The organism is Cohnella sp. GCM10012308, assembly GCF_042649185.1.
In the GTDB taxonomy this organism is placed as follows: domain Bacteria; phylum Bacillota; class Bacilli; order Paenibacillales; family Paenibacillaceae; genus Cohnella.
The window spans coordinates 43,477-63,491 of record NZ_JBHRYU010000006.1 but is presented as its reverse complement, the minus strand read 5'-3'; the positions used below and the strand labels follow the sequence as shown (position 1 = coordinate 63,491).

Here is a 20,015-nt window from a genome sequence, read left to right as displayed (position 1 = left end):
AGATACCTTCCTCCAATGATGTAGTAGGGCTCCTGCTGCTTAATTCGCCAAACCAAATGCAATTGCCATTTCCAGCGTATTCACGCTTCCCAGTCCTGCTGTCATAGAATAGGAACCACCTCCCTCAACGACAGCTTCCTCGGAGCTCGAATCTACGCGGTTAAATGCCGGCTGACCCATCAGACCGTAAAGCGTCTCATGAATATCGCCAAGTCCTCGCTGCAGCCCTCCGGCGATGTTCGCGAAAATGCCTGCCATATAAGGCGCGGCGACGCTTGTCCCCGTGGCCGGTACCCAGGATCCCTCTCCTGTCTTCGGGTCGGTGACGAAGATCGGCGGACCGTCTTTATCCGCAGTCGGCGATCCGGCTGCCGTCACGATCGATGGACCGACGATATCAGGCAGCATGCGGTATTTTCCGCCATCCGAATTCCCCTTTAACGAGGCTGCAGCAGCGGACTGATAGCCGGGAGAGGGATAAAGGGTACTCCAGCCGCCTACCGACAGCGGCCATTCGCGTTCGGATACGCGCTTGGACGTCGGATCGGCAGTTATTACAGTTCCGCCGACGGCTACGACATTCGGGAAATAAGACGGAGACGCCACACTCGAATTGTCATCGCTCGGACCGTTGTCTCCCGTATAAGCAAAAACGGTCGTTCCCCGTCTGCCCATCTCTTCAATAATCGCGTAGGAGAGCTCGTCATCCCGCGGGTTCGGCGCTCGCCCCCACGAGAAAGTAACAATCCGGGCTTGTCCGTCGTCCAAAATTTTCTGCAAGACAAGATTGAAAGGTACTGCGGGTGGTACGGAATACACATCGATTACCGCATCCGGAGCAACTGCGTGCACCACGTCGATGTCCAGCGTCGACTCCACGTGTCCGATGGCCGACGCGCCTTGATGCACGGCACCGCCAAAGAGAGGAATAACGTTAATGGTGGGTTTGGGCAGATTGAACTGTTTGGAGAACACTTCGATGTCTGTGAGCTCGAATGTATCAAATGTCACGATGGCTACGTGGACGCCGCTCCCCGTGTAGCCCCGCTTATGCAATTCGGAAACGCGGTAATAATCATTGATCGTCGCCCATTTGTTCGCCTCGGCCGCATCCGGTCCAAAAGGCGGATTATTGTGAGAGCCCGGCTGACAGGAGGTCAGAATACATAGCGCGATAACAACAATAAAAATAAACTTTTTTCCAGCCTTGCCGTATGTCATTCCCATCGTCTCCATGTATTTGAGTTAACTAATAATCTGACATAATTCGACATGGTATATAATGGATTTTGATTCTTGAGGACTATTTACATTTTTCGACATTTTCATCATAGAGAATTGGGACATTTATGTAAAGATAAATTTGCAATTTGCTTCAGTAGCGTCGTTACTCGAGGAAAAATCGTATTTTTTACATGCCCATGCCGAGCATGCACAAAAAAGAGAGGGCAGTTGGATTGCCCTCTCCTAAAGCGACCTTATAGAATCGATACAAACCTCTTAGTCTCTGGCCGTACGCTTTTCAATCGCGTCCAGCCTTCGCCGCAGCTCCACGTTCTCAAGCCGCAACCGATTCAACTCGGTTTTGTTCGCCTCCACAAGCAGCAGAAGCGCTAAACCCGCGGTAAAACCGAAGGGGCCGATCCAAGCCGCTTCATGCGAGGTTAAAAGTCCGACCAAAAAAAAGACGAGGCCTGCGATCATTAAAAGGATGGCAACGACGTTCGTCTTGCGAAACGCCTCAAACATGCGGAACCTCCTCCTCCTCTCCGAGCTTTGCGGCAATGTATTCGCGTCCCAACCTCCGTACGAGCACGATCAGCCAGATGCCCGCCGCAAGCTGGCCTAAGCCTGCAAGCACCGTCATGAACGCCGCGAATCCGGTATAGCCGTTCAAGCCGAACGGCAGAACGAACAGCACGACGATGCCCGTCGCGAGACTTAAATTCCATGCCGAGCGTAAGGATCGGGCCAAGGCTTCGAGGCCGCTCGACGCCGCCGTGCGTGCGAAGCCTTCGCACAAGCCGTACAGCAGCGCGAGCGTGCAAAGCACCGAAAAGCCGATTGCCGTCAAAGCGGGCATTGCGTATAAACGATCCGTCTGCGAGATCGTCATTGCGGCCGGCATCGCTCCCGCAAGTTCGGCGATCGACAACACCAGCATAACAGCCGCCGCCAGCTTGGCGATCCCGAATCCTTGTCGGCGATCCGGGAAGCCGTATAAACCGAGCAGGATCAAAATGAATCCAAGCGCATCCGGCAGCACGTCGAAGCTGTTGATCCGAAAATCGAACAGCATAAGGCCCAGTCCCCACGCAATCTGCGAGCAAGCGGTCCTCATTCCTTCGACCTCCTCTGCGCCTTGACGTATTCGCGAATGGCCGTCTGCGTCGGATAAGGCTGCCGCTCCGTCGGCATCATTTGCTCCCGATGAATGCCTGCCTCATCCGTATATTCGAGCAGAAGCCGCATCGCGACGGGCTGGAGGTAGAGCTGCGAATTCGGCGGAACCGGAAAAGCCATGTTCAGCGATAACGACGATCCGGCCCCGATCGCGCTTGGCAAGACGACATTCTCTTTTCCAACGTGCAGATCATACGTGAAGGCCGAGCCGAGCTCGCTCAAAAAAGCGGAGCTTAAGCCGTTTACCATGACTGGTTGATCCACCCGGAACGAAGCCGTGCTTGTGCCGTCGCTTGAGCTTGAGGAGCTGAATTGGCTGATGGAGTCGCTGCTCCTCCAGTCCTCCCGATACACGATCATCTTGCCGATATCCGACGTCCCCCGCGTACCGTCGCTGTAGTTAACGTCGACCGAACGGATCGTCAGCGGCGCTGCCGCCCCGGACGGCGAATCCGCATCTTCCGGGCCAGGCTCGAAATGTCCGATCAGCCGATAAAGCTTCTGGCTTCTGAAGGTCATATATTCGGAGATCGGATAAAACCGCAGCGCCGGCAGCCCCTCGATCGACACCGACACGGGCAGCCGCTTGTCATCGTTGTTGGCGATATAGTACAGCATGAAAGAGTCCCCGGGCGAATCGGTCACCTCGATAAGATGCGATAAAAAGCGTCCTTCGGGCAGACGGTTCGCCTCGTGCGCGTATATGTTGCCGGCCCAGCTTGCGACCAAGACAACGACGATCATCCATCCTATGTATGCCTTCCGCAAACGATCTCCCCTTTCGCCTCGCCTGTCTTCAGACTGCCTCAACCGTCAAGCCGCGTCCACGTCGTCCTCACGTACCCGAGCTTCATCCCGGCCCGGTCCATATTCCGATGGCTTTGGGACAAATACGCGCACTGACCCACGGCGATCTCGCAGCCTCTCCGGTGCGCTTCGTCGATTCTTGCATCCAGCAGCCGCCGATGGAGCCCTCTATTCCTATATTCCGGCAATACGGCCGCGAAGGTGAACGAGGCTTTGTTATTCCGGGTAAAAAGAACGCCGGCGGCGGCAGCGACACCGTCTGCGTATGCGAGATAGAACTGCCATCCCGGCCGGCCGTGCAGCACCCGGTTATTCGCGGCGACGGACGGAATTCCCGCATCCGGCAATCCCGTCCCTCTGCAATGAATCTCCGCGTACAGCTCCAATTGATCCTCCCGCAGCGCTTCGATCGAGATCCCGCCCGCAGCCGGTGCCGCTTCCCTCTCTTCCCGCCGTTCGGGCTGCACATACATAGACGTATGAATGCCGGACGGATAAAATCCCGCCTCCGTCAATTTCCTGAGCAGACTCGAACTCGCCAAGGCAGGCACCGCTTCGAACTGAACGGCACGCCCCCTGTCCCGATAGATCGCGACGATCGCATGGATCTCGTCCGCATCCGTCTCGGCGAGCCCTTTGACCGTGTTAAAGGCGGGCCATGGCATCGTCTTGCTGTAAAAGCATACGGCATTGCCGAAACGCTCGATCTCGATGCCTTCGGGATTGCCGGGTCTGTCCCGGATAGCCTCCATGCGATCCATCATGAATTCGATCTCGGAAGCCTCGATATCTGAAATGAGCGCAAGCGAGGGCTGTAGTGCGTTCGTCAAGGGGATCCCTCCAGCAATAAGGGTTATCCCCTGATTTTACCACTCCCCTTCGTTAACCGTCCCGTTTTTTTGACCGATCAACCTGCTTTCGCCGAGAAACGCGAAATAACGAACACGAGCGGGACGTATAAAAACACCAGAAATTCTCCGGATTTCGCGTACAATTCAATCATTCTCCTCGTATCTCCGGGGTCGTTGTCGATATAGAAAATAATCGTGAACAGCGCCAGCGCGCCGGCCAGTGCGATCCGTGGCCTCACCCGCAGCTGCTGCTTCAAGCTGTGGCAGGCGGCCCACAAGCCGAGCGATATGTTCGACACCATCTTGAGCAGCCATAAATTCAGCACGACATATTCGAGACGCTGCATCAGCGGTACGTGAATAATGGAGACGATGCTGAGCGTCGGCCAGACGGTCTCCTTGAGCTGCTGCGGACTGAAGAACATCAGCGCGAGCAGCAGCATAACGAGATAAATGAAGGCGGCGGCCCCTGCCGACATATAGGCCCATTTGGCGGAGCGGGCGCCTTCCTTGATGAACGGATAGACGGCCATCAGCGCCACGCAGCCCAAAAATTGCCGGGCCATCAGCCTGGTCGAGCCGAAGATCGCCTCGACACTATGATCGAACGCCGGCATCAGGTTTTGCGGATGCAAAAAGGGATAGACGAGCGCCGTCTGCGGCAGAACGAACAAAAAAATGCTCAGCGTCCCCCAAAAGCAAATGCCCGCGACCGTCTGAATGCCTCCGGACACCGTATAATACAGCAAACCGAATACGCAGAGCACAAGCGGCCACTGATTCATTTCCGGAAATATCCACACCTCGATCACATGCAAATAAAAACGAAGCGTCACGAACGCGCCCCATAGAAAATAAAGCACAAAACAAAGGTTGAGGACCGCGCCGATCGCCCGACCGAAATACCGTTGGTTTACCGCTACGAGATTGGCTCCCTGAGCCCCCTGACGCGCGAGAATGCCGTACATCATCCAGATCAGGAGGGCAATGAACAGCGACGCAGCCAAGACGGCGATCCAGGTATCCTGCTCGGATACGGCCGCCGCGTATCGCTGAAAATCCATGAGTCCCGCTCCGACCAGACTGACGTAGAGCAGAAAAAACAAATGGACGGCCGACAGCGTGTACTTGTCGCTCTTCGTCGTTTTGTCCAAGGGCGCCGTTCCTCCTCTCGCCTTAATCGATCGTCCCGCTTTGCATGAGCTTCGCATTCACGCGCACTTCTGCCTTCATCGTCGGATAGGCCGCATAGAAGGCTTCGCTGTCCCAGCTTCGGCGGTGCGTCCGGACGTAATCGCCGAAGCCGGCGGGATCTATGCCAAGCTTTTGACACTTCTCAATGAAATCGGACATGCCCGTCTCGATGAAGCGCTCGATCGTTTGCTCCAGCTTCGCGGCTTGCGAGTCATCCTCGAGTCTTATCGTTTCCGCGATGCTTTTGATGCCTACTTTCATATGAAGCGCGATCTTGAAGGATGGCACGGAGCCGTTTGTGCGAAGCGTCCACGAAGGACGGGAATTTAAAATGCGCAGGAGCAAATATTGATCGGCTCCGCCCTTCTGCTCAAGCGGAACCAGCAGCATGCCTGCGCGCGTTTTCTCGGACAGAAGCTTCAGATAAAGCGTCTCCGCGCCTTTGGCGACCGCGACGATCCGGTCGCCCTTGAACAGGGCGACGCCTCCCGCTTGCGGCTTATGCCGGCTGTCCATCGTGATGTAGGGCAAGAAGAAATCGCGGCCTTCTCCGTAATAGCCGTACATCACCTCTTGCAAATTTTTGCCGGGCAATTCGGCCGTTCTCGTGTTTTGCGCGATCATATTCATAAGGAACAGGGTATCGTCGGAATCGGCGGTCGCCGCCATCGCCTCTCTCGCGGTCGTATCCGAGACGGCTAGCAGACAGCGGTTTTGAATCTTTACGTCGCGGGACAAAATCTTCAGCACGTTGGCGATTCCCTGCTCGGCATACGATCTGCCGAACATCATCAGCCTCATCTGGCCGTATTCGATCGGTTTGTTCGTTTCCTTGTTCAGCAGAGGCACCATGTCGAAGCTGTTGTTCGACTCCGCCTCAAGCAGCTTGACCTTGGTTTTGTCCTCCTCCGTATACTCGCCGACGAGCAGGCTCGTGAGGATCTTCCCCTCCTGCCTGTCGTAGCCTACCGTCTGAACCAGCGAGATCCGGTCGACGATCTGCGAGCTGCAGCAGCCGCCCAAGACGAGCGTCATTGTGAAGAGCGCGGCGATCCGCCGGACCGTTTTCCATACGCCTCGCATGCCTTTCTCACTCCTCGTCAAAATCGTTGCTTCTCTTCTCGGGCGCCGGCTTGTAACGCAGCATCGACGCAGGCTTCAAGTAAGACGGCCGCGAGCCGGTGATGGAATAAGAAGACCGCACCAGACTATCCTTGAGGTCCTTGGCCCGGACGGGGAAGAACGGGACGGTATACGGATAACCGAGCGATCGGAGCTTGGACAGATGCACGAGCAGGAAGCAGACGCCGATGGCGATGCCGAGACTGCCCCAGATGGCGGCAAGCAGGATGATGGGAAAACGCAGGAAGCGGATCGCATTGGACATTTTGTAGATCGGCGTGACAAAGGAGGTGAGTGCGGACAGCGATACGATGATGATCAAAATGTTGCTCGTCAGGGACGCCTCGACCGCCGCTTGTCCGAGAATAACGCCGCCGACGATGCCGAGCGATTGTCCGATGCGGCTCGGCAAGCGGGCGCCGGCTTCGCGGAGGAACTCGACGGTGATCTCCAGGAACAGCACCTCGAGAAACGGCGCGAACGGCACGTTCTCCCGCGAGAAGATCAAGCGGCCGAGCAGCTCCTTCGGGATGACTTCGTAATGATAGGTCATCAGCGCCACGTAAAAAGAAGAAGCGAACAACGAAAAAATGACGCCGAAAATGCGAATGACCCGAAAAAAGGACCCCAGGATCCAGGGCATGAAGTAGTCTTCCGGCGAGAGGAAAAAATCGAACAGCGTAGAAGGTCCCGTGATGAAATAAGGGGAGCCTTCGCTGATTACGGCCACCTGCCCCGTAATCAGCGCGTAGACGACCCTGTCCCGGCGTTCCGTCGTCGTGAACAGCGGGAAGGGCGTCCTTGAATTGTCCGCGATGATCTGGTCGAGCTGCGAGGTGTCGAATACGACGTCGAAGTCGATGTCGCGCAGACGCTTCTCCATCTTCGCGACATTCTCGTCGTTCGCGATGCCGTCGATATACAGCATGGCGACTCTCGAGCGGGAGACGGAGCCGACGACGATCTCTTTGAGCAGCAGATCGGGCGTATTCAACTGCGCGCGCAGCAGATGGATGTTCGTATCGAGATCCTCGATGAAGCCGATCTTCGGGCCGACGACGCTGAACTCCATGTCCGTCTCGTTGCTCGCCCGCAGCCCCTTCTTGGCCGGCAGCGGGACAAGGGCGCACGCTTGCTCGGGGTCATTGCCGGGATAAGCGAGCAGGTAGCCTTTGAAAATGAGCTTGCGCACGCGCTGCGGATCGGGATCCGACTCGATGCCGTCCATCGGGACATGCGCGAGCAGCGCCTTCAGATCCGCGCTCTCCTTGGCCTGCGTCGAGCCTTGCAGCGCATGCAGAAGATGGCCGAGCGCTTCCTCGTCGATCAGCGTTTTATAGTAAGAGAAGCTGAAGTTGATTTTTCCGGTCGTTAAGGGCGTCGTCACGAAATCGACGGAGCGCTTGCAGCTGTCCAGGACGGCCGTCCTGCTATCGAAATGCTGTTCTGGCATAATCATCCCTCCGTTGGCCGGCCGTTCCCGCCTTTTCCAGTAGTATCCGGTTATCCGAAGCCTTTATGCACGGGCCAAGCCGCGAAAAAGCTCCGCCTGCCAGGCTAAGCCTGAGGGGCGGAGCTTACGGATGAATCTTTACTTAATTAACCAGTCGGACCGTGAGCTGCACGTTGGCGCCCGGATCGGGGAGCATCAACGTTCGCTCGCCGATGTCGCCGCGCCATGCCGGGCTGCCGCCCTGCTCGCCGGACGCTTCGACTGCCTCGATCCGATATCCGTCGTTCAGATACAGACCGATCGACAAGCTCTCGATGCCTGGCGGCAGGACGAGATCGATGTCTATTGTAGTCGCTGCGCTTCTGCTTACGCTTAACGAGAGCGGGCCGAGCACGGTGCCCAGCCGAGACGCCCGGACGGATTTGCCGACCTCGAGCCATTCCGCAGGCGCGCTCGGCAGCAAATGCAGCCTGCTGCCCTCTAAAATGTAAATGGCGTTCAGGATCATCTCCATAATACGTCCGTTGCCGCTGCCGTTCGGCTGCCACGGAGACAGCCACGGGAGCTGCGGGCTGAAGCGCTCGTGCACATGATACGTATCGAGCGTCGTCGAGAACGCCATCGTCGAATAGAAGTAACGCAGCGCCTTTTCCCGTTCGCCGCGCAAGCTCCAGGTTCGATGCCAGATCCGTTCCGACTGATTCATGTAATAGAGATCGATCGGCGACCCCGCATGGCGCTCCTGAAGCGCCCCGAGACTCGGATCCTCCATCTCGGGCAGGAGAATGGCGAACCAATCGTTCATCGCGTACTTCTGACGCATTTTGTACTCGATCTCGGGAATCCGCTCGTCGAAGGCGTCGATCAGCCCCGTATCGATAAGGCTTACCGGACCGTCCAAGGCATAGAGTGCGGTTCGCACGTCCGAACGGGTATACGCCTCGTTCGGCATCCACCGGACGCCTTCGGCGTCCGTCTCCGTTCCCCGCTCGATCGCCTCGAGTATGCAGCTTCGATAATCGTCCGCTTCGCGTGCATAACGGGGGCTGTCCGGATGTCCGAGCTCGCTCAAAGCCGCGGCCATGCCGCTTAGGCCCCGCCATGTCGTGACGTCGGAGAAGAAGTAGTGGCCTTTGTCCGGCCAATCGTGCACGCGCCCTTGGGGCAGGAGTCCGTAGTGGGCGACTTTGTCTCCCGCTTTGTCCAAGGTTTTCGTGGCGGCGCGTTCCCGGCATACCCATTCGCAAGCCTTGAGAACGATTGATAAATGCTGCTCCAGCCATTCCCGGTCTTTGGTAACCCGATAATAGTCCGCGAGCAGCCCCAGCACGGCGCCCGTCTCGCACATCCAGAAAATATAAGCCCGGAAGGAGCCTTCCGGGGATACGATATCGCCTTCGGGACCGACGCTGTTCTCTTGGGTGCTCAAAAAATAGTTCAGCGTTTGCTTGACGATACCCGCCTGTCCCAATCGGGTCAGCATACGCAAGTAGGCGGAAACCTCCCAGGTGTAAACGACCGTGTAGTCGTTGAACCCGCCTTGCCCCGGCAGCGCCGAGCCGTCCGCGCGCGCAGCGATCAGTTGCAGGGCGTTGGTCCGGGCGGTATCGAAAATCGTCTGAATGACCGGCTCCGGCACCTGAACCTGGACTTCATCAACGATATAGCCGTCCCACATCGACCGGCTTGCCGCAATCGCCGTCCCTTCGTCCAGCAATGGGACGGTGTCATTCCCTTCAGCCTGTGCCTGCCCCTGTTCGCCCACGAACGTATCGCGAACCTCGACCTGTATATGCTTCGTTTCTCCCGGCGCGAGATTCATCTCGAAGCTTAGGAGATGATTAAAATCTCCCGCCCGGCTCAGGTAGGTTACGCGCGAAGCCGCGTCGGCGTTATAACGCAGCAGCGTCGAGCCGTCGGCTTGCAGCAAGCTGCCCGAGGTCGCGTCCAGCGGCTCATGCGCTAGCGGCATCCCATCCTGCCACGGCTCGGCCAGACTTTGAAAAGGCACGTAGTCCTCGTTGGCATGCTCGTAAAACCGCTCGTGGCTCGCTTCGGTGTTCTGATAGAACCAATGCCCGGTCCGCGACCGCGTCGGATGGATATTGGTCACCTTCAAGTATTGATGAATGCGCATGCGGCCGTCCGCGCCGACGGTCGTCAAGCTGGTCAAGCGGTGCCTGAAGTCGCCGTCGACATAGGACGAGAACAGGATCGGCGCCTTCGGCGAGAGCAGCGCCTGCTCGACCTGACGAAATTCCAGAAACCGCGGCTGCTCCGCCGAACCGGTCAAAAAGCCGTGGCCGCGACGCAAGTCCCCCCTGCGTCCCAGCGCATCCTTGACGATGACGGTGCCGTCCGGACGCACCTCGGCCAGCGTGGCCGACAACGGACCGTGAATGTAAACTCTTTTCGACCGCGTCCGCGGATACAAGCCCGATACGCGGTTCCAATCGGGTTCTTTTGCCCCTATACTCATGCCAGTTCCAATCCCTTCAACGCTTCTTGGTATTCGCCCGCAAGCCTGTCGAGCGGCAGGAGACTTTCCTTCATCCCGCCCGGACGGTTGCGGCTCAGCCATATCCGTTCATAATCGCTCTTGATCTGCGTCAGCTCCCGCAGCATGGCGGAGAGCCGCGCCTTGCGCGCCGCCGTATCATCCGTTGCCGCGTGCTTGTATAGGCCGAGCTCGGTGCCATGCAGGATTAGCGCGACCGCATTCTCGTACTCGGCGATGACGAGCGCCGCATCGTCGCATGCCGGCGCCGCCGTCGCAAGCTCCCCCCGAAGCGCGCTCACGCACGCCGCTACGCGCTCGAAGTCCGATCGCGTCAGATCCGGTAGCGCTAGCCGGTCCAGATCCCGGTTCGCATCGGTAAGCTGGTGGTAATACAACGTTCTGAAGATGCCGCTCCCATCGAAGTTCGTCTTCTGCTCATGCAAGTAATAGTTGCCGAGATCGAGCGCGAACTGCCCCAGCCGGTTGTTGCGATCGAGGAAAACGAATCGGTCGAGGTAGCCGGAGATATCCGCGTCGATATTCCGGTCCACGCTCCAGCTCAGCGCCGCGCCATAGACGAACCCGGGATAGCTGATCGGCAGATGATGCCAATGATGCGGCGAGCCCCAATCCGTATTCAGGAACCCGATGGCTCCGAACTGCTTGCCCCGCTGGGCGGCATTGCGCAGATTCGACTTCATGTTGTCCGTCAGGCCGCCGATGGTGTTCCAGCTCGAGGTGCCCGGACACACGAAATACGGAATGCCGTGCTTCATCAGCGTCTCGCAATGCGCGGGATCGGGATCGTCCGCCGAATATCCCCACTCCAGCGCGATGAGATCCTTGGGCAGCCGTTCGATCAGCTCCGGATAGGCCGCGATGATTTCCGCCCAGAACATCATTTTTTTGCCCTTTTTGCCGACCAGCGCATGCAACTTCAACAAATATTCCAGATAAACGATGCCTTTGCCCCGACGCTCGCATTCCGCCTGGCTCTGTCCCTGGCCCAATTCGAACGTTTCGTCGCAGCCCACGTTAAAATAGTCGGAAGAAAACGCGGGCAGCAGGTCGTCGAACGTGCGCTCGAGAAAGTCGAATACGGCGGGATCGACCGGATTCAAGGTCGTCGGATGATACCGCCCCCACGGCGCCTCGCAGCCGTCCGGGCATTCTGCGAGCGCGTTGAACTCATCGCGAATCAGCCAGGGCGTCATATGCCCGAAGCTGTTCTGATTCGGCACGAGATCGATGAACCGTTCCGCGCAGTACCGGCTCAGCTGCTCGATCTCCTCGGGAGCAATCGGCGTGCCCGCCTTCCAGACGTCCGGAAAGGACGGATACGCATACGAGAATCCTTCGATATAAAGCTGCAGCTGGTTCAGCTTGAGGTCCGCCATCAGATCGACGACGCGATACAGCGTCGCAAGCGTCGGGATGCGGTCTCTGCTGATGTCGAGCATGATGCCGCGAGCCGCGAAGTCCGGATAATCGCAAATGCGAAGGCACGGCAGCGGCACCGCATCCGGGCGCGCCCCTAAGATCTGCTTCAGCGTGCTGACGGCATAGAACGCGCCGGCTTCGTCCTTATAGCCGATCGATATCCCGTCCCGTCCGATCTCCAGCCTATAGCCTTCCGGCGGAAGACTGTCCTCCTGCTCGAAACGCAAGCAGTCCTCCGCCGACACGCCATCGCATGCGATGGACAACGCGCTGCCTGCAAGCTCTTGAACAAGGCGCTGCGCTCGCTGCGCGATGTCCATCATTCTCTCGCCCGCCGCCGACGGCAGCCGAATGCGGCCCTCACGCGGCAGCGCGTATTCCCCTTCCTTATACAGCAATTGCTGCGGATGGGGGAGTAACAACATGTTCTCTTTTGTCATCGTTTCTGCTCCTTGCCTTATTGAGACGCCGGTTCATAAACGGAAGGCAGCGATACGTAGTCCACCGCGATCGTCCCCGTGCCGGCGCCGTTATTGGACAGGTCGAACCGAAGCTGGCGGACCGTGCCGTTCCACAGCGGTTCGTCGTCCATGCGAATCGCGTATACGCGCGCCGCGGCGTCGAAAGGAACGACCGTAAACGTTTTTTGTCTCAGCTCGCTCGCGCCCGTGTCGGTCGTCCGCGTCCAATAGATTTTCGCTTGCGTCGCGGAAGTGCCGTTTTGCATGCGCACGAGAATGACGCGGTGCGCGTCCGCGGCAAGTCCCAGGTTATCCGGCGTGTAAATGAAGGGGTCGGTCCCCGTTATCGTCTGCTGCATGACGCCCCCCGACACCGCGACCGTCATATCGTTCGCCGTATTCCATCCCGTTAGGTCGCCGTTCGTCTGGAAATCCCAATGCAGGTCCGCCGCGCTTCCGAGCCGGATATAATCGATCGAGAACGAGCCCGTGCCGCTGCCGTTGTCGCTCGGATCGACGCGCAGCTGCGTAATGGTATTCGCCCAGGTCGACGTGCCGCTCAGGTCGATCGCATATTCCCGATACTGGTTGTCGTTGGGTACAATATCGAACGTCCGGGATTTGCTCTCCGACCGCGTTCCGTCCGATTGCGTGGTCCAGTACAGCTTGCCTTTCGTTGCCGTGGTCGCGTTTTTCATGCGGATGACGAACCGTTGGTTGACGGCAGCGTTCTCGGCAATGCCGTACCTCGTGACGAACGGATCGGTGCCGCCGAGCGTCCCCTGCAGATAGCCTCCAGATACGGCCAGTCCGGTAATGTGATTCTCCGCGACCCAGCCTTCCGAGTTGCCGTCGGTATTAAATTCCTCGCCGACCCGGCGATAGGATACCGCCGCCGCCGCGCCAAGCTCGTCGATCTGGAATCCGGCGTTCCATACGGCGCCGCTGTTCGCCCTGAACCACACCTTGATCTTGTCGACCGACTGGCGACCCGGCCAGCGGGAGACGTCGAGCCCTAACCGGTTCCAGCTATCGGGCGTTATGGCGCTCAAGCCTTCGACGATGCGGTCGCCGCTGTAAAGCCGCACCTTCACCTCGTACTTGGTGGCGCCCGTCGCGCCGCCGAACGCATTGACCGCCAGATAGAAATACGGTGTCGATGAGAGATCAAGCGGCGTGCCGAACGTTTTGACCAGCCCTTTCCATCCCGCAGCCCCGTGGGCGGCCAAAGAGGTATCGAACGATGCCTGTAGCATCCCGCTGCCCGCATACGGCGTGCCTGGCGCGTTCGCGGATACGGTCGCGCGGGCCGCCTGATTCGTATAATCGGCCGGCTGCCATCCCTCTTGATCCGTATTGAAATTAGCGATAGACAGGTTGCTTCCGCTAGTCGCCGTAATCGGCGCCAGCTTGGTCGTGGTCTCCGGCGTCCGGACGTTCAGACGCGTCGCGTCGAAGCCCGGAATGATCTCCGACCAATCCGACACGCCGATGACGAGCTTGGCGAAGTCCGATACGTTCGCGGATTCCGAGGTATCGATCCACTTCATGACGTTCCATATTTTTTTCTTGGCCGCCGGCTCGTTGGCGATCGCCGAAGCGGCATTGCCGGTCCAAATGCCCAGATTCAAGCCCGATTCGAACTTGTTGTCCACGTGCCGATGCAAAATAAACGAGTCGATGCCGTCGTTAAACAAAGCTTTGTAGTAAGCGTAGGCGTAAGCCGCCGCCTGCACGCGCTGATCGCCTGGATCGTTGGCGTCGGCGGAGTGGAAGCCTTGCTCGGACAATATGAGATGCCGCTGGGCGTTATTGTACTGATACTGCGGCTGGTTCAAATACTGCGTCAGCACCTGGATGTTTTTAAACGTGATTTTCTGCGTATTGAAGCTGTCCGTCGCCGTCGTGTCGTTCCAGGTGCTGGGCACGAAGATGTTTTCGGGATAAGGGTGGTACGCGACGTTCCACGGGAAATTGCCGGCGGCGGCCGCTTGCGCGTTCAGCTCGTCGAGCAGCTGCTTGCCCTGGAAATTCCCCGCCGAATCCGCGACCGTCCACAGATGATCGAGCGACACGTACACGCGGGCGTTGCTGTAGGCCTTCTGCGCGGCCGTATGGACGATCCTTAACGTACGGACATAGTCCTTCACGAATTCCTGCAACGTTTTTGCGCCCATGTTGTACCATCCCGTATGGGTGTTCACTTCATTGCCGACGATAAAATTCACGGCCCGCCCGTACTGCCGGTCGGTTCTCGTATAACGCTTCACGATAAATTCCGTCACGGCCTTAAAATATTTTGAATTCGCGTCCTTCGTATTGAAGGCCCCGACCGTGCCGCCGTTATTATCCGGATGAAGCATCAGATTGGACGGCGCGGTGATCCCGTTCGGATAGATCAATAAAATGAGAGAAACGACGATGCCGTTATCCGATAAAGACTTCACGTCGCGGTCGAAGGCTTCGATCGTGTCCTTGTCGATATAGAAGTTTTCTCCGTCCATCGCGTAGGTGATCGTGCCGCTGCTGGCGGCCGGACGCAGAATGTTGCCGTAATCGAAGTTTAATGCCGCATGTCCGATGCCAAGCTCCTGCGCGTCGTCGATCAGCTGCACCTGCAGCCCTTTTTTGGTCGCGGACACCGGGAATGCCTCATTGCTGGCGGCGACGCCCGAGAAGGTTGTCACGTACTTGGCGTCCACGGGCGTCAGCGTTCCCGATCCGCTCCGCAGCGCGACGGCAAAGCGATCGTAAATCAGGTCCTTCCCGGCGGGATCGAACCGGTCCGCGCGAATCGTGAACGCATAGCAGGCTTCCGCGGTTCCGGAGCCGACCGCTTGGCTGACCAACGGCGATTTCGATCCCAGCACCGGCGCGCTCGGATCTTCGTACGGCTCCAGCGCGAACAGCTGCAGGTTCTGAACCGCGCTCGTCCGGGTCCAGCCTTCGGCGACGATCTCAGTACTCGTGGCCGTAATGCCGTTGATTCCGCCGACGCCCGCAGACACGCACGGCACAGGCGAGACGACAGCGCCCGCTGCCGCCGCCGTTCTCCCGAACCAGGGTGTCACGCTTCCAACCGCCAACGCCAAAGCCAAACCTGCCGTCGCCCATCTCATTTTCGTCATCGATATTCTCCTCCGCTACATTTTTAACGCGCCTTGGGACACGCCTTGAATGTAATACTTCATGCCGAAGCTGAACAGCAGGACAAGCGGAAGCGACGAAATCGCGTAGGCCGCGAATTCCACCCCCATATTCGATACGCCGAACTGGTTTTTGAACTGGGTTAACCCAACGCCGATCATCTGGATCGAATTGGACTTGATCGTGAGCAGCGGCCAAATGTAATCGTTATAAATGTTGAGCGAGGTCATGATGAAAATCGTCATCAATACCGGCAGAGACAGCGGCAGCACCATCCGGACGAATACGACGACTTCGTTGGCGCCGTCGATTCTGGCCGATTCGAACAGCTCGTTGGAGATGCCCGCCATGAAGCTCCTGCACAGGAAGATGCCGAACACCTGTCCGACTGCCGCCGCATTGATAATAATGACCCATGGCGTATTGAGCAGTCCGAGATCCGCGTAGAGCACGTAGGAGGGAATAAGCGTCAGTACGCTCGGCACCATCATGAGGGCCAGGATCAGCATGAACAGCGTTTCTTTTCCCAGAAACTTTTTTTTGGCGAACGTATAGCCCGACAGCGCGGACAGGAACACCACGAGCGCGCCGCCGACGAGCGCATACAGGACCGTGTTCATCGTATAACGCCAGATCACGGCAAATCCGTCGCCATAATTACTGAAGTTCGGCGGGACCGGCAGCGCCCAGAAATCCCCGTAAATTTGCGCGTTGTTTTTCAGGGAAGAAATCAGCATAAAACAGATCGGCGTCAACGTGAGCAGGACGAATAAGCCCAGTATGAAATAAAGCAATCCTTGCCGAATCCAGCTTGCGCGGGTAAGCATGTTGAACGTCACCTCGAGTCTAATCCGCTTCCGTCTTGATAAACTTCATGTTCACGATCGTCAGGATGAAGATCGCCGCGAACATGGTCACACCAAGCGCCGACGCGTAGCCCAGATCGTTGAACTTGGTCGCCGCGAAGTACATCTGCAGCGCGGGTACGTAAGTCGAATCCATCGGACCGCCCCCGGTCATGATCAGGATCGTGCCGAAGTCCTGGACGATCGCGATGACCGCCAGCACGACAAGCAATTTGATCTGGCCGGCCAGCAGCGGCAGATGGATGGATCGAATGATGCGCGGCGTCTTGGCCCCGTCCATCTTGGCTGCTTCGATCACCTCCTCGGAGATTCCGATTAATCCGGAATACAGAACCAGCAATTGCAAAATGCCCACGAACGGGAAATTGATGAAAATGAGCGCCCAGAGCGCGGTCTTGGCTTCGCCGAGCCAAGGACGCGTCCATGAGCCGAGCCCCAATGCTTCGAGAAGCTGATTGATCATGCCGTTGCCCGGATCGTACAGGTTCTGCCAGATGAGCAGGATGCCTACGGTCGGTACGACCATCGACAGGACAAACGACGTGCGGAACCAGTACTGCGCCTTTTTGTTGCGCAAATGATAGATCAGCTCCGCCACGATAAGCGGCGGGACGATCGCCTTGACCAATCCCGTAGCGATCAGAATCAGCAGATTATAAGCGCCTTTGCCGACATAGGGATCGGCGAATATCCGCTTGAAATTGTCCAGCCCGACGAACTCGCTGCGCGCCACGGGATTCCAGTCGTACAAGGAGTGGAACAGCCCGGAAAAGGCCGGCGTGTACATGAAAACGCAAAGCAGCGACAGGCTTGGAACGAGCATCAGGTACGAAAATTTATCCTTCCACAAGCGCGCCAGCACCTGCGGCTTGCGGCGCTGCAGCATATAGACGGCAACGATCAGCGCAATCGCTCCCGCCGCGATCAGGCCGATCTTCCAGGCTTGGTCCCGGGCGGCTTGCGCCTTTGCGGACGCCAGCAAACCGTCGATCTCATAGGCGTATACCTGCCCTTTGTCGGACGCCGCATACAGCCGCCTGCCGTCGCCGCTGAACTTCACCTGTTGTCCGGCGCCCGCCTCCTTGGCCGACCACAGCAGGCTGCCGTTCGTCTTCAGGATCGCGTAGTTGCCGGCAAAATCCGCCGCCGCTACGTACGCGCCAGCCGCATCGAGGTGAACGGAGGTCAGCTGGTCCTTCATGATACGGCTGCCGATCGGCTGTCCGTCGCGATCGAAGACCGACAGCTTGTAGTCGGAGGTGCCGACCGCCATCGTGCCGTCATCCGCGACGCTGACTGCTTTGATCGCTCCGGCCATCGGCGTCTTGGTCACCGTCTCGCCTTCGCGGTTCAACAGATAGACGTATTGATCGGCTGCGCCCACGACGATCCAGTTGCCGCTGGGCGACAAGCCGATATGGTCCATGTAGATCCCGATCGGAATCTCGCGCACGACCTCTCCTTGCAGATCGAGCAGGTACACCGCATCGCTTCTGTACAGCGTGATCGCCACGAGCTGTCCGTCGCCTGTAGCGACGAGCGATTTGACCATCTTATTGAAGGTATGGGTCCAGACGTTGTTGCCCTGGCCGTCCACCATATACACGTTCCGGTCGTCCGAAGCGACCAGCAGTCTTCCGTCGTTCAGCAGCGCCACGTCAGTGACTACGTTATTGGCCTGCGCCTCGAATAGCGGCTTGCCGTTCCGGTCCAGCACGACGGCAACCGCATCCTGCGTGCCGACCGCCACGCGCTCGCCGTCTTCGCTCACGGATATCGAGTTGATCGTCAGCTCCTTGTCCATCTTCCACAGCGCCTCCGCAAAGGCGGGCTGCGCGTACAAGAACAGTAGAGCAACGATGATGATCGCTAGTTTTTTCATGACATCCCCTTCGGCAAGCTCAAGTTGAGCGCGATGCCCCGCCCGGCTTCAGCGATGCCGGACGAAGCATGCGGGCAATGATGTTATTCTCTGACCGGCGGCTTGCGTTCCGGATTGTCGAGATCGGACATTTCCTTCTTGTACTGCTTCATCATCTCGGGGAACTTCTTGTCGATGTCGGCTTGATACTGGGTCAAAAATTCGTCCACCGTGATTTTGTTGTAAAAATACTTGGAAATGAGGCCTACGAAGCTTTGGACGGACGGCTGATAGTCATACAATCCGCGGGACAGGACGTTACCCGGGCTCGGGAGGCCTTCCGAGTTGCCGATCGCCTCGAAGGAGGAGAATGCCTTTTTCATTTCGTCCGGCAGCTCGATGTCGTTCAGCAGCGGCGCGCCGCTAAGCGAAGCGTCTTTGGAGTTCTGGACCGCCTCCAGGTAGACCTTGTACCCTTGCGGACTGGTCAGATACATCATGAAGTCCATATCAAGCGCCGTCTGTTCGGCATCCTTCTTCACGAAGCCGTAAGCGCCCGTGAAGATATGAATCGTACGCGCCGGCGCCTGCACGTTCGGTCCTTCCATGGACGGCATGCCGAAATAACCGAATTCAAAGGGCTTGATGCCCGCTTTGTCCGACGTCGATTGCGCGTCCGCGAAGTCTTTGGGCAGCTGCCAGTAGGAGGAGGGCAGCGCGACCATCGTGGCGGCTTTACCCGTCAAGAACAGCTTGTACGCCTGATCCTCCGTCATGCCGAGGAAGCCTTCGGGCGCATAGCCGAACAACGTTCTTAAGTTTTCGAATACCTCGCGCCAGGCCGGATTGCCTTCCAGCTTGTAAGGACCGGTATGATCCTTGACGGCCTTCAGCATTCTAAGCTCGTTGGTGGACACGTTCACCTTGGCGTCGTTGTACGAATCCGACGCGTCGTACGACCATTTGTCGTCGATATCGGGCAGATAGGTATAATCCTGGGGCTGCGAGCGTACGAGTTCGATGTAATTCCGGAAGTATTGGTCCGGATAGATCCGCATCAGCCAGCCGGCTTGCCCGCTCCAGAGCGAGAGAGCGTTCGCGCCGATGGCGAAAGGCGTGATATTCGCCGCTTGCAGCTTTTCGTAAATATCGATCAGCTCATTGAACGTTTTGGGCGTCTCCGTAATGCCCGCTTTGGCGAAAAGCTCCTTGTTGTACATCCACAATATTTGCACGGATTCGTAGCTTAACGATTGAATGACGTCGAGCTTGGGATCCTCCAGGTTGATTCCCATGCCCGCCAGATTGAAGCTGTCCTTCCAAGCCTTGCTCGTGTACGGATTTTCCTTCTCCAGCCACGGCTTGAAGTCGACGAACTTCTGCGCCTCCGTCAGGTCCGCGTTTTCATTCGTCTGGACGAAGTCGGCTTCCGGCACGCCTGCCGCATATTGCGCCTGGAGCCAGTCGCGGTAGCCTTCGGCTGGCTTGATGTCCACGTTGACTTTGACATTCGGATGCAGCGCCTCATAGGAGGCGGCAACCTTCCCCCACACCTCCGCCGATTGTCCGCGAAGCGAGATGCGAATGTTCCCCTTCAGCGTATCGGCCGGCTGCGTCTGCGGACTCGCCTGACTCGCCTGACTCGATTGGCTCGCCGTCGCTTCCGGACTTGCGCTTGGCGAGGCGCTTGCCGACCCCTTTCCTTCATTGCCGTTCGAACAGGCGGATACCAGCAGCGCCGATCCCGCCAGCACGCTTAACCATTTAGCCTTTTGTCCATGTTGCACGCTGCACACGCTCCGATCTTTTTTTAGCTTTCATGAACGCTGTTTGAACGCTTTGAAACTGAACCCCGTTGAAGCGGTAATGGCGTTGTATTCCGGCTTGCCGGCGTTGCGATCACCTCCTTC

At 57.9% G+C, this 20,015-nt stretch carries 14 protein-coding genes; all 14 read right to left on the bottom strand.

Annotation, left to right across the window (positions count from 1 at the left end; all coding sequences use genetic code 11):
• Positions 1 to 39: 39 nt before the first annotated feature.
• A complete protein-coding gene (locus ACFOTD_RS09655) occupies positions 40 to 1,221 on the bottom strand; it encodes a S8 family serine peptidase (protein ID WP_378118088.1) in 1,182 nt (393 codons plus the stop codon).
• 279 nt (positions 1,222 to 1,500) lie between these two features.
• Positions 1,501 to 1,749, bottom strand: coding sequence for a hypothetical protein (locus ACFOTD_RS09650; protein ID WP_378118086.1), 249 nt, complete (start codon positions 1,747 to 1,749; stop codon positions 1,501 to 1,503).
• A complete protein-coding gene (locus ACFOTD_RS09645; RefSeq protein ID WP_378118084.1) occupies positions 1,742 to 2,341 on the bottom strand; it encodes a hypothetical protein in 600 nt (199 codons plus the stop codon). The genes ACFOTD_RS09650 and ACFOTD_RS09645 overlap by 8 nt, the downstream gene beginning before the upstream one ends.
• Positions 2,338 to 3,171 carry a hypothetical protein gene (locus ACFOTD_RS09640; RefSeq protein WP_378118082.1) on the bottom strand — a complete coding sequence of 278 codons (834 nt, stop codon included), beginning with the start codon at positions 3,169 to 3,171 and terminating at the stop codon, positions 2,338 to 2,340. The genes ACFOTD_RS09645 and ACFOTD_RS09640 overlap by 4 nt, the downstream gene beginning before the upstream one ends.
• Before the next feature lie 38 nt (positions 3,172 to 3,209).
• A complete protein-coding gene (locus ACFOTD_RS09635; RefSeq protein ID WP_378118081.1) occupies positions 3,210 to 4,040 on the bottom strand; it encodes a GNAT family N-acetyltransferase in 831 nt (276 codons plus the stop codon).
• Between the two features lie 77 nt (positions 4,041 to 4,117).
• Positions 4,118 to 5,215, bottom strand: a complete 1,098-nt coding sequence (locus ACFOTD_RS09630) for a GerAB/ArcD/ProY family transporter (protein WP_378118079.1) — start codon at positions 5,213 to 5,215, stop codon at positions 4,118 to 4,120.
• Between the two features lie 22 nt (positions 5,216 to 5,237).
• Positions 5,238 to 6,338, bottom strand: coding sequence for a Ger(x)C family spore germination protein (locus ACFOTD_RS09625; protein WP_378118077.1), 1,101 nt, complete (start codon positions 6,336 to 6,338; stop codon positions 5,238 to 5,240).
• A 7-nt stretch (positions 6,339 to 6,345) separates the two neighbouring features.
• Positions 6,346 to 7,830, bottom strand: a complete 1,485-nt coding sequence (locus ACFOTD_RS09620; protein ID WP_378118075.1) for a spore germination protein — start codon at positions 7,828 to 7,830, stop codon at positions 6,346 to 6,348.
• Between the two features lie 142 nt (positions 7,831 to 7,972).
• Positions 7,973 to 10,309: a hypothetical protein gene (locus tag ACFOTD_RS09615; RefSeq protein ID WP_378118073.1), complete on the bottom strand. Its 2,337-nt coding sequence runs from the start codon at positions 10,307 to 10,309 to the stop codon at positions 7,973 to 7,975.
• The gene (locus tag ACFOTD_RS09610; protein WP_378118071.1) at positions 10,306 to 12,210 is read right to left on the bottom strand and encodes a beta-N-acetylhexosaminidase; all 1,905 of its coding nucleotides are present in this window, start codon (positions 12,208 to 12,210) and stop codon (positions 10,306 to 10,308) included. The genes ACFOTD_RS09615 and ACFOTD_RS09610 overlap by 4 nt, the downstream gene beginning before the upstream one ends.
• A gap of 17 nt (positions 12,211 to 12,227) precedes the next feature.
• A complete protein-coding gene (locus tag ACFOTD_RS09605; protein ID WP_378118069.1) occupies positions 12,228 to 15,359 on the bottom strand; it encodes a DUF5722 domain-containing protein in 3,132 nt (1,043 codons plus the stop codon).
• Between the two features lie 15 nt (positions 15,360 to 15,374).
• Complete coding sequence (locus ACFOTD_RS09600; RefSeq protein WP_378118067.1) at positions 15,375 to 16,205, bottom strand: carbohydrate ABC transporter permease; 831 nt, start codon at positions 16,203 to 16,205, stop codon at positions 15,375 to 15,377.
• Positions 16,206 to 16,224: 19 nt separating this feature from the next.
• A complete protein-coding gene (locus tag ACFOTD_RS09595; protein WP_378118065.1) occupies positions 16,225 to 18,126 on the bottom strand; it encodes an ABC transporter permease subunit in 1,902 nt (633 codons plus the stop codon).
• An 83-nt stretch (positions 18,127 to 18,209) separates the two neighbouring features.
• Positions 18,210 to 19,892, bottom strand: a complete 1,683-nt coding sequence (locus tag ACFOTD_RS09590) for an ABC transporter substrate-binding protein (RefSeq protein WP_378118063.1) — start codon at positions 19,890 to 19,892, stop codon at positions 18,210 to 18,212.
• Positions 19,893 to 20,015 lie beyond the last annotated feature (123 nt).

What these genes read in the sequence shown, in the direction of transcription:
- ACFOTD_RS09655 (WP_378118088.1), bottom strand. Translation starts at nt 1,221, where the DNA reads ATGACATACGGCAAGGCTGGAAAAAAGTTTATTTTTATTGTTGTTATC.
- ACFOTD_RS09650 (WP_378118086.1), bottom strand. Translation starts at nt 1,749, where the DNA reads ATGTTTGAGGCGTTTCGCAAGACGAACGTCGTTGCCATCCTTTTAATG.
- ACFOTD_RS09645 (WP_378118084.1), bottom strand. Translation starts at nt 2,341, where the DNA reads ATGAGGACCGCTTGCTCGCAGATTGCGTGGGGACTGGGCCTTATGCTG.
- ACFOTD_RS09625 (WP_378118077.1), bottom strand. Translation starts at nt 6,338, where the DNA reads ATGCGAGGCGTATGGAAAACGGTCCGGCGGATCGCCGCGCTCTTCACA.
- ACFOTD_RS09620 (WP_378118075.1), bottom strand. Translation starts at nt 7,830, where the DNA reads ATGCCAGAACAGCATTTCGATAGCAGGACGGCCGTCCTGGACAGCTGC.
- ACFOTD_RS09615 (WP_378118073.1), bottom strand. Translation starts at nt 10,309, where the DNA reads ATGAGTATAGGGGCAAAAGAACCCGATTGGAACCGCGTATCGGGCTTG.
- ACFOTD_RS09610 (WP_378118071.1), bottom strand. Translation starts at nt 12,210, where the DNA reads ATGACAAAAGAGAACATGTTGTTACTCCCCCATCCGCAGCAATTGCTG.
- ACFOTD_RS09605 (WP_378118069.1), bottom strand. Translation starts at nt 15,359, where the DNA reads ATGACGAAAATGAGATGGGCGACGGCAGGTTTGGCTTTGGCGTTGGCG.
- ACFOTD_RS09600 (WP_378118067.1), bottom strand. Translation starts at nt 16,205, where the DNA reads ATGCTTACCCGCGCAAGCTGGATTCGGCAAGGATTGCTTTATTTCATA.
- ACFOTD_RS09595 (WP_378118065.1), bottom strand. Translation starts at nt 18,126, where the DNA reads ATGAAAAAACTAGCGATCATCATCGTTGCTCTACTGTTCTTGTACGCG.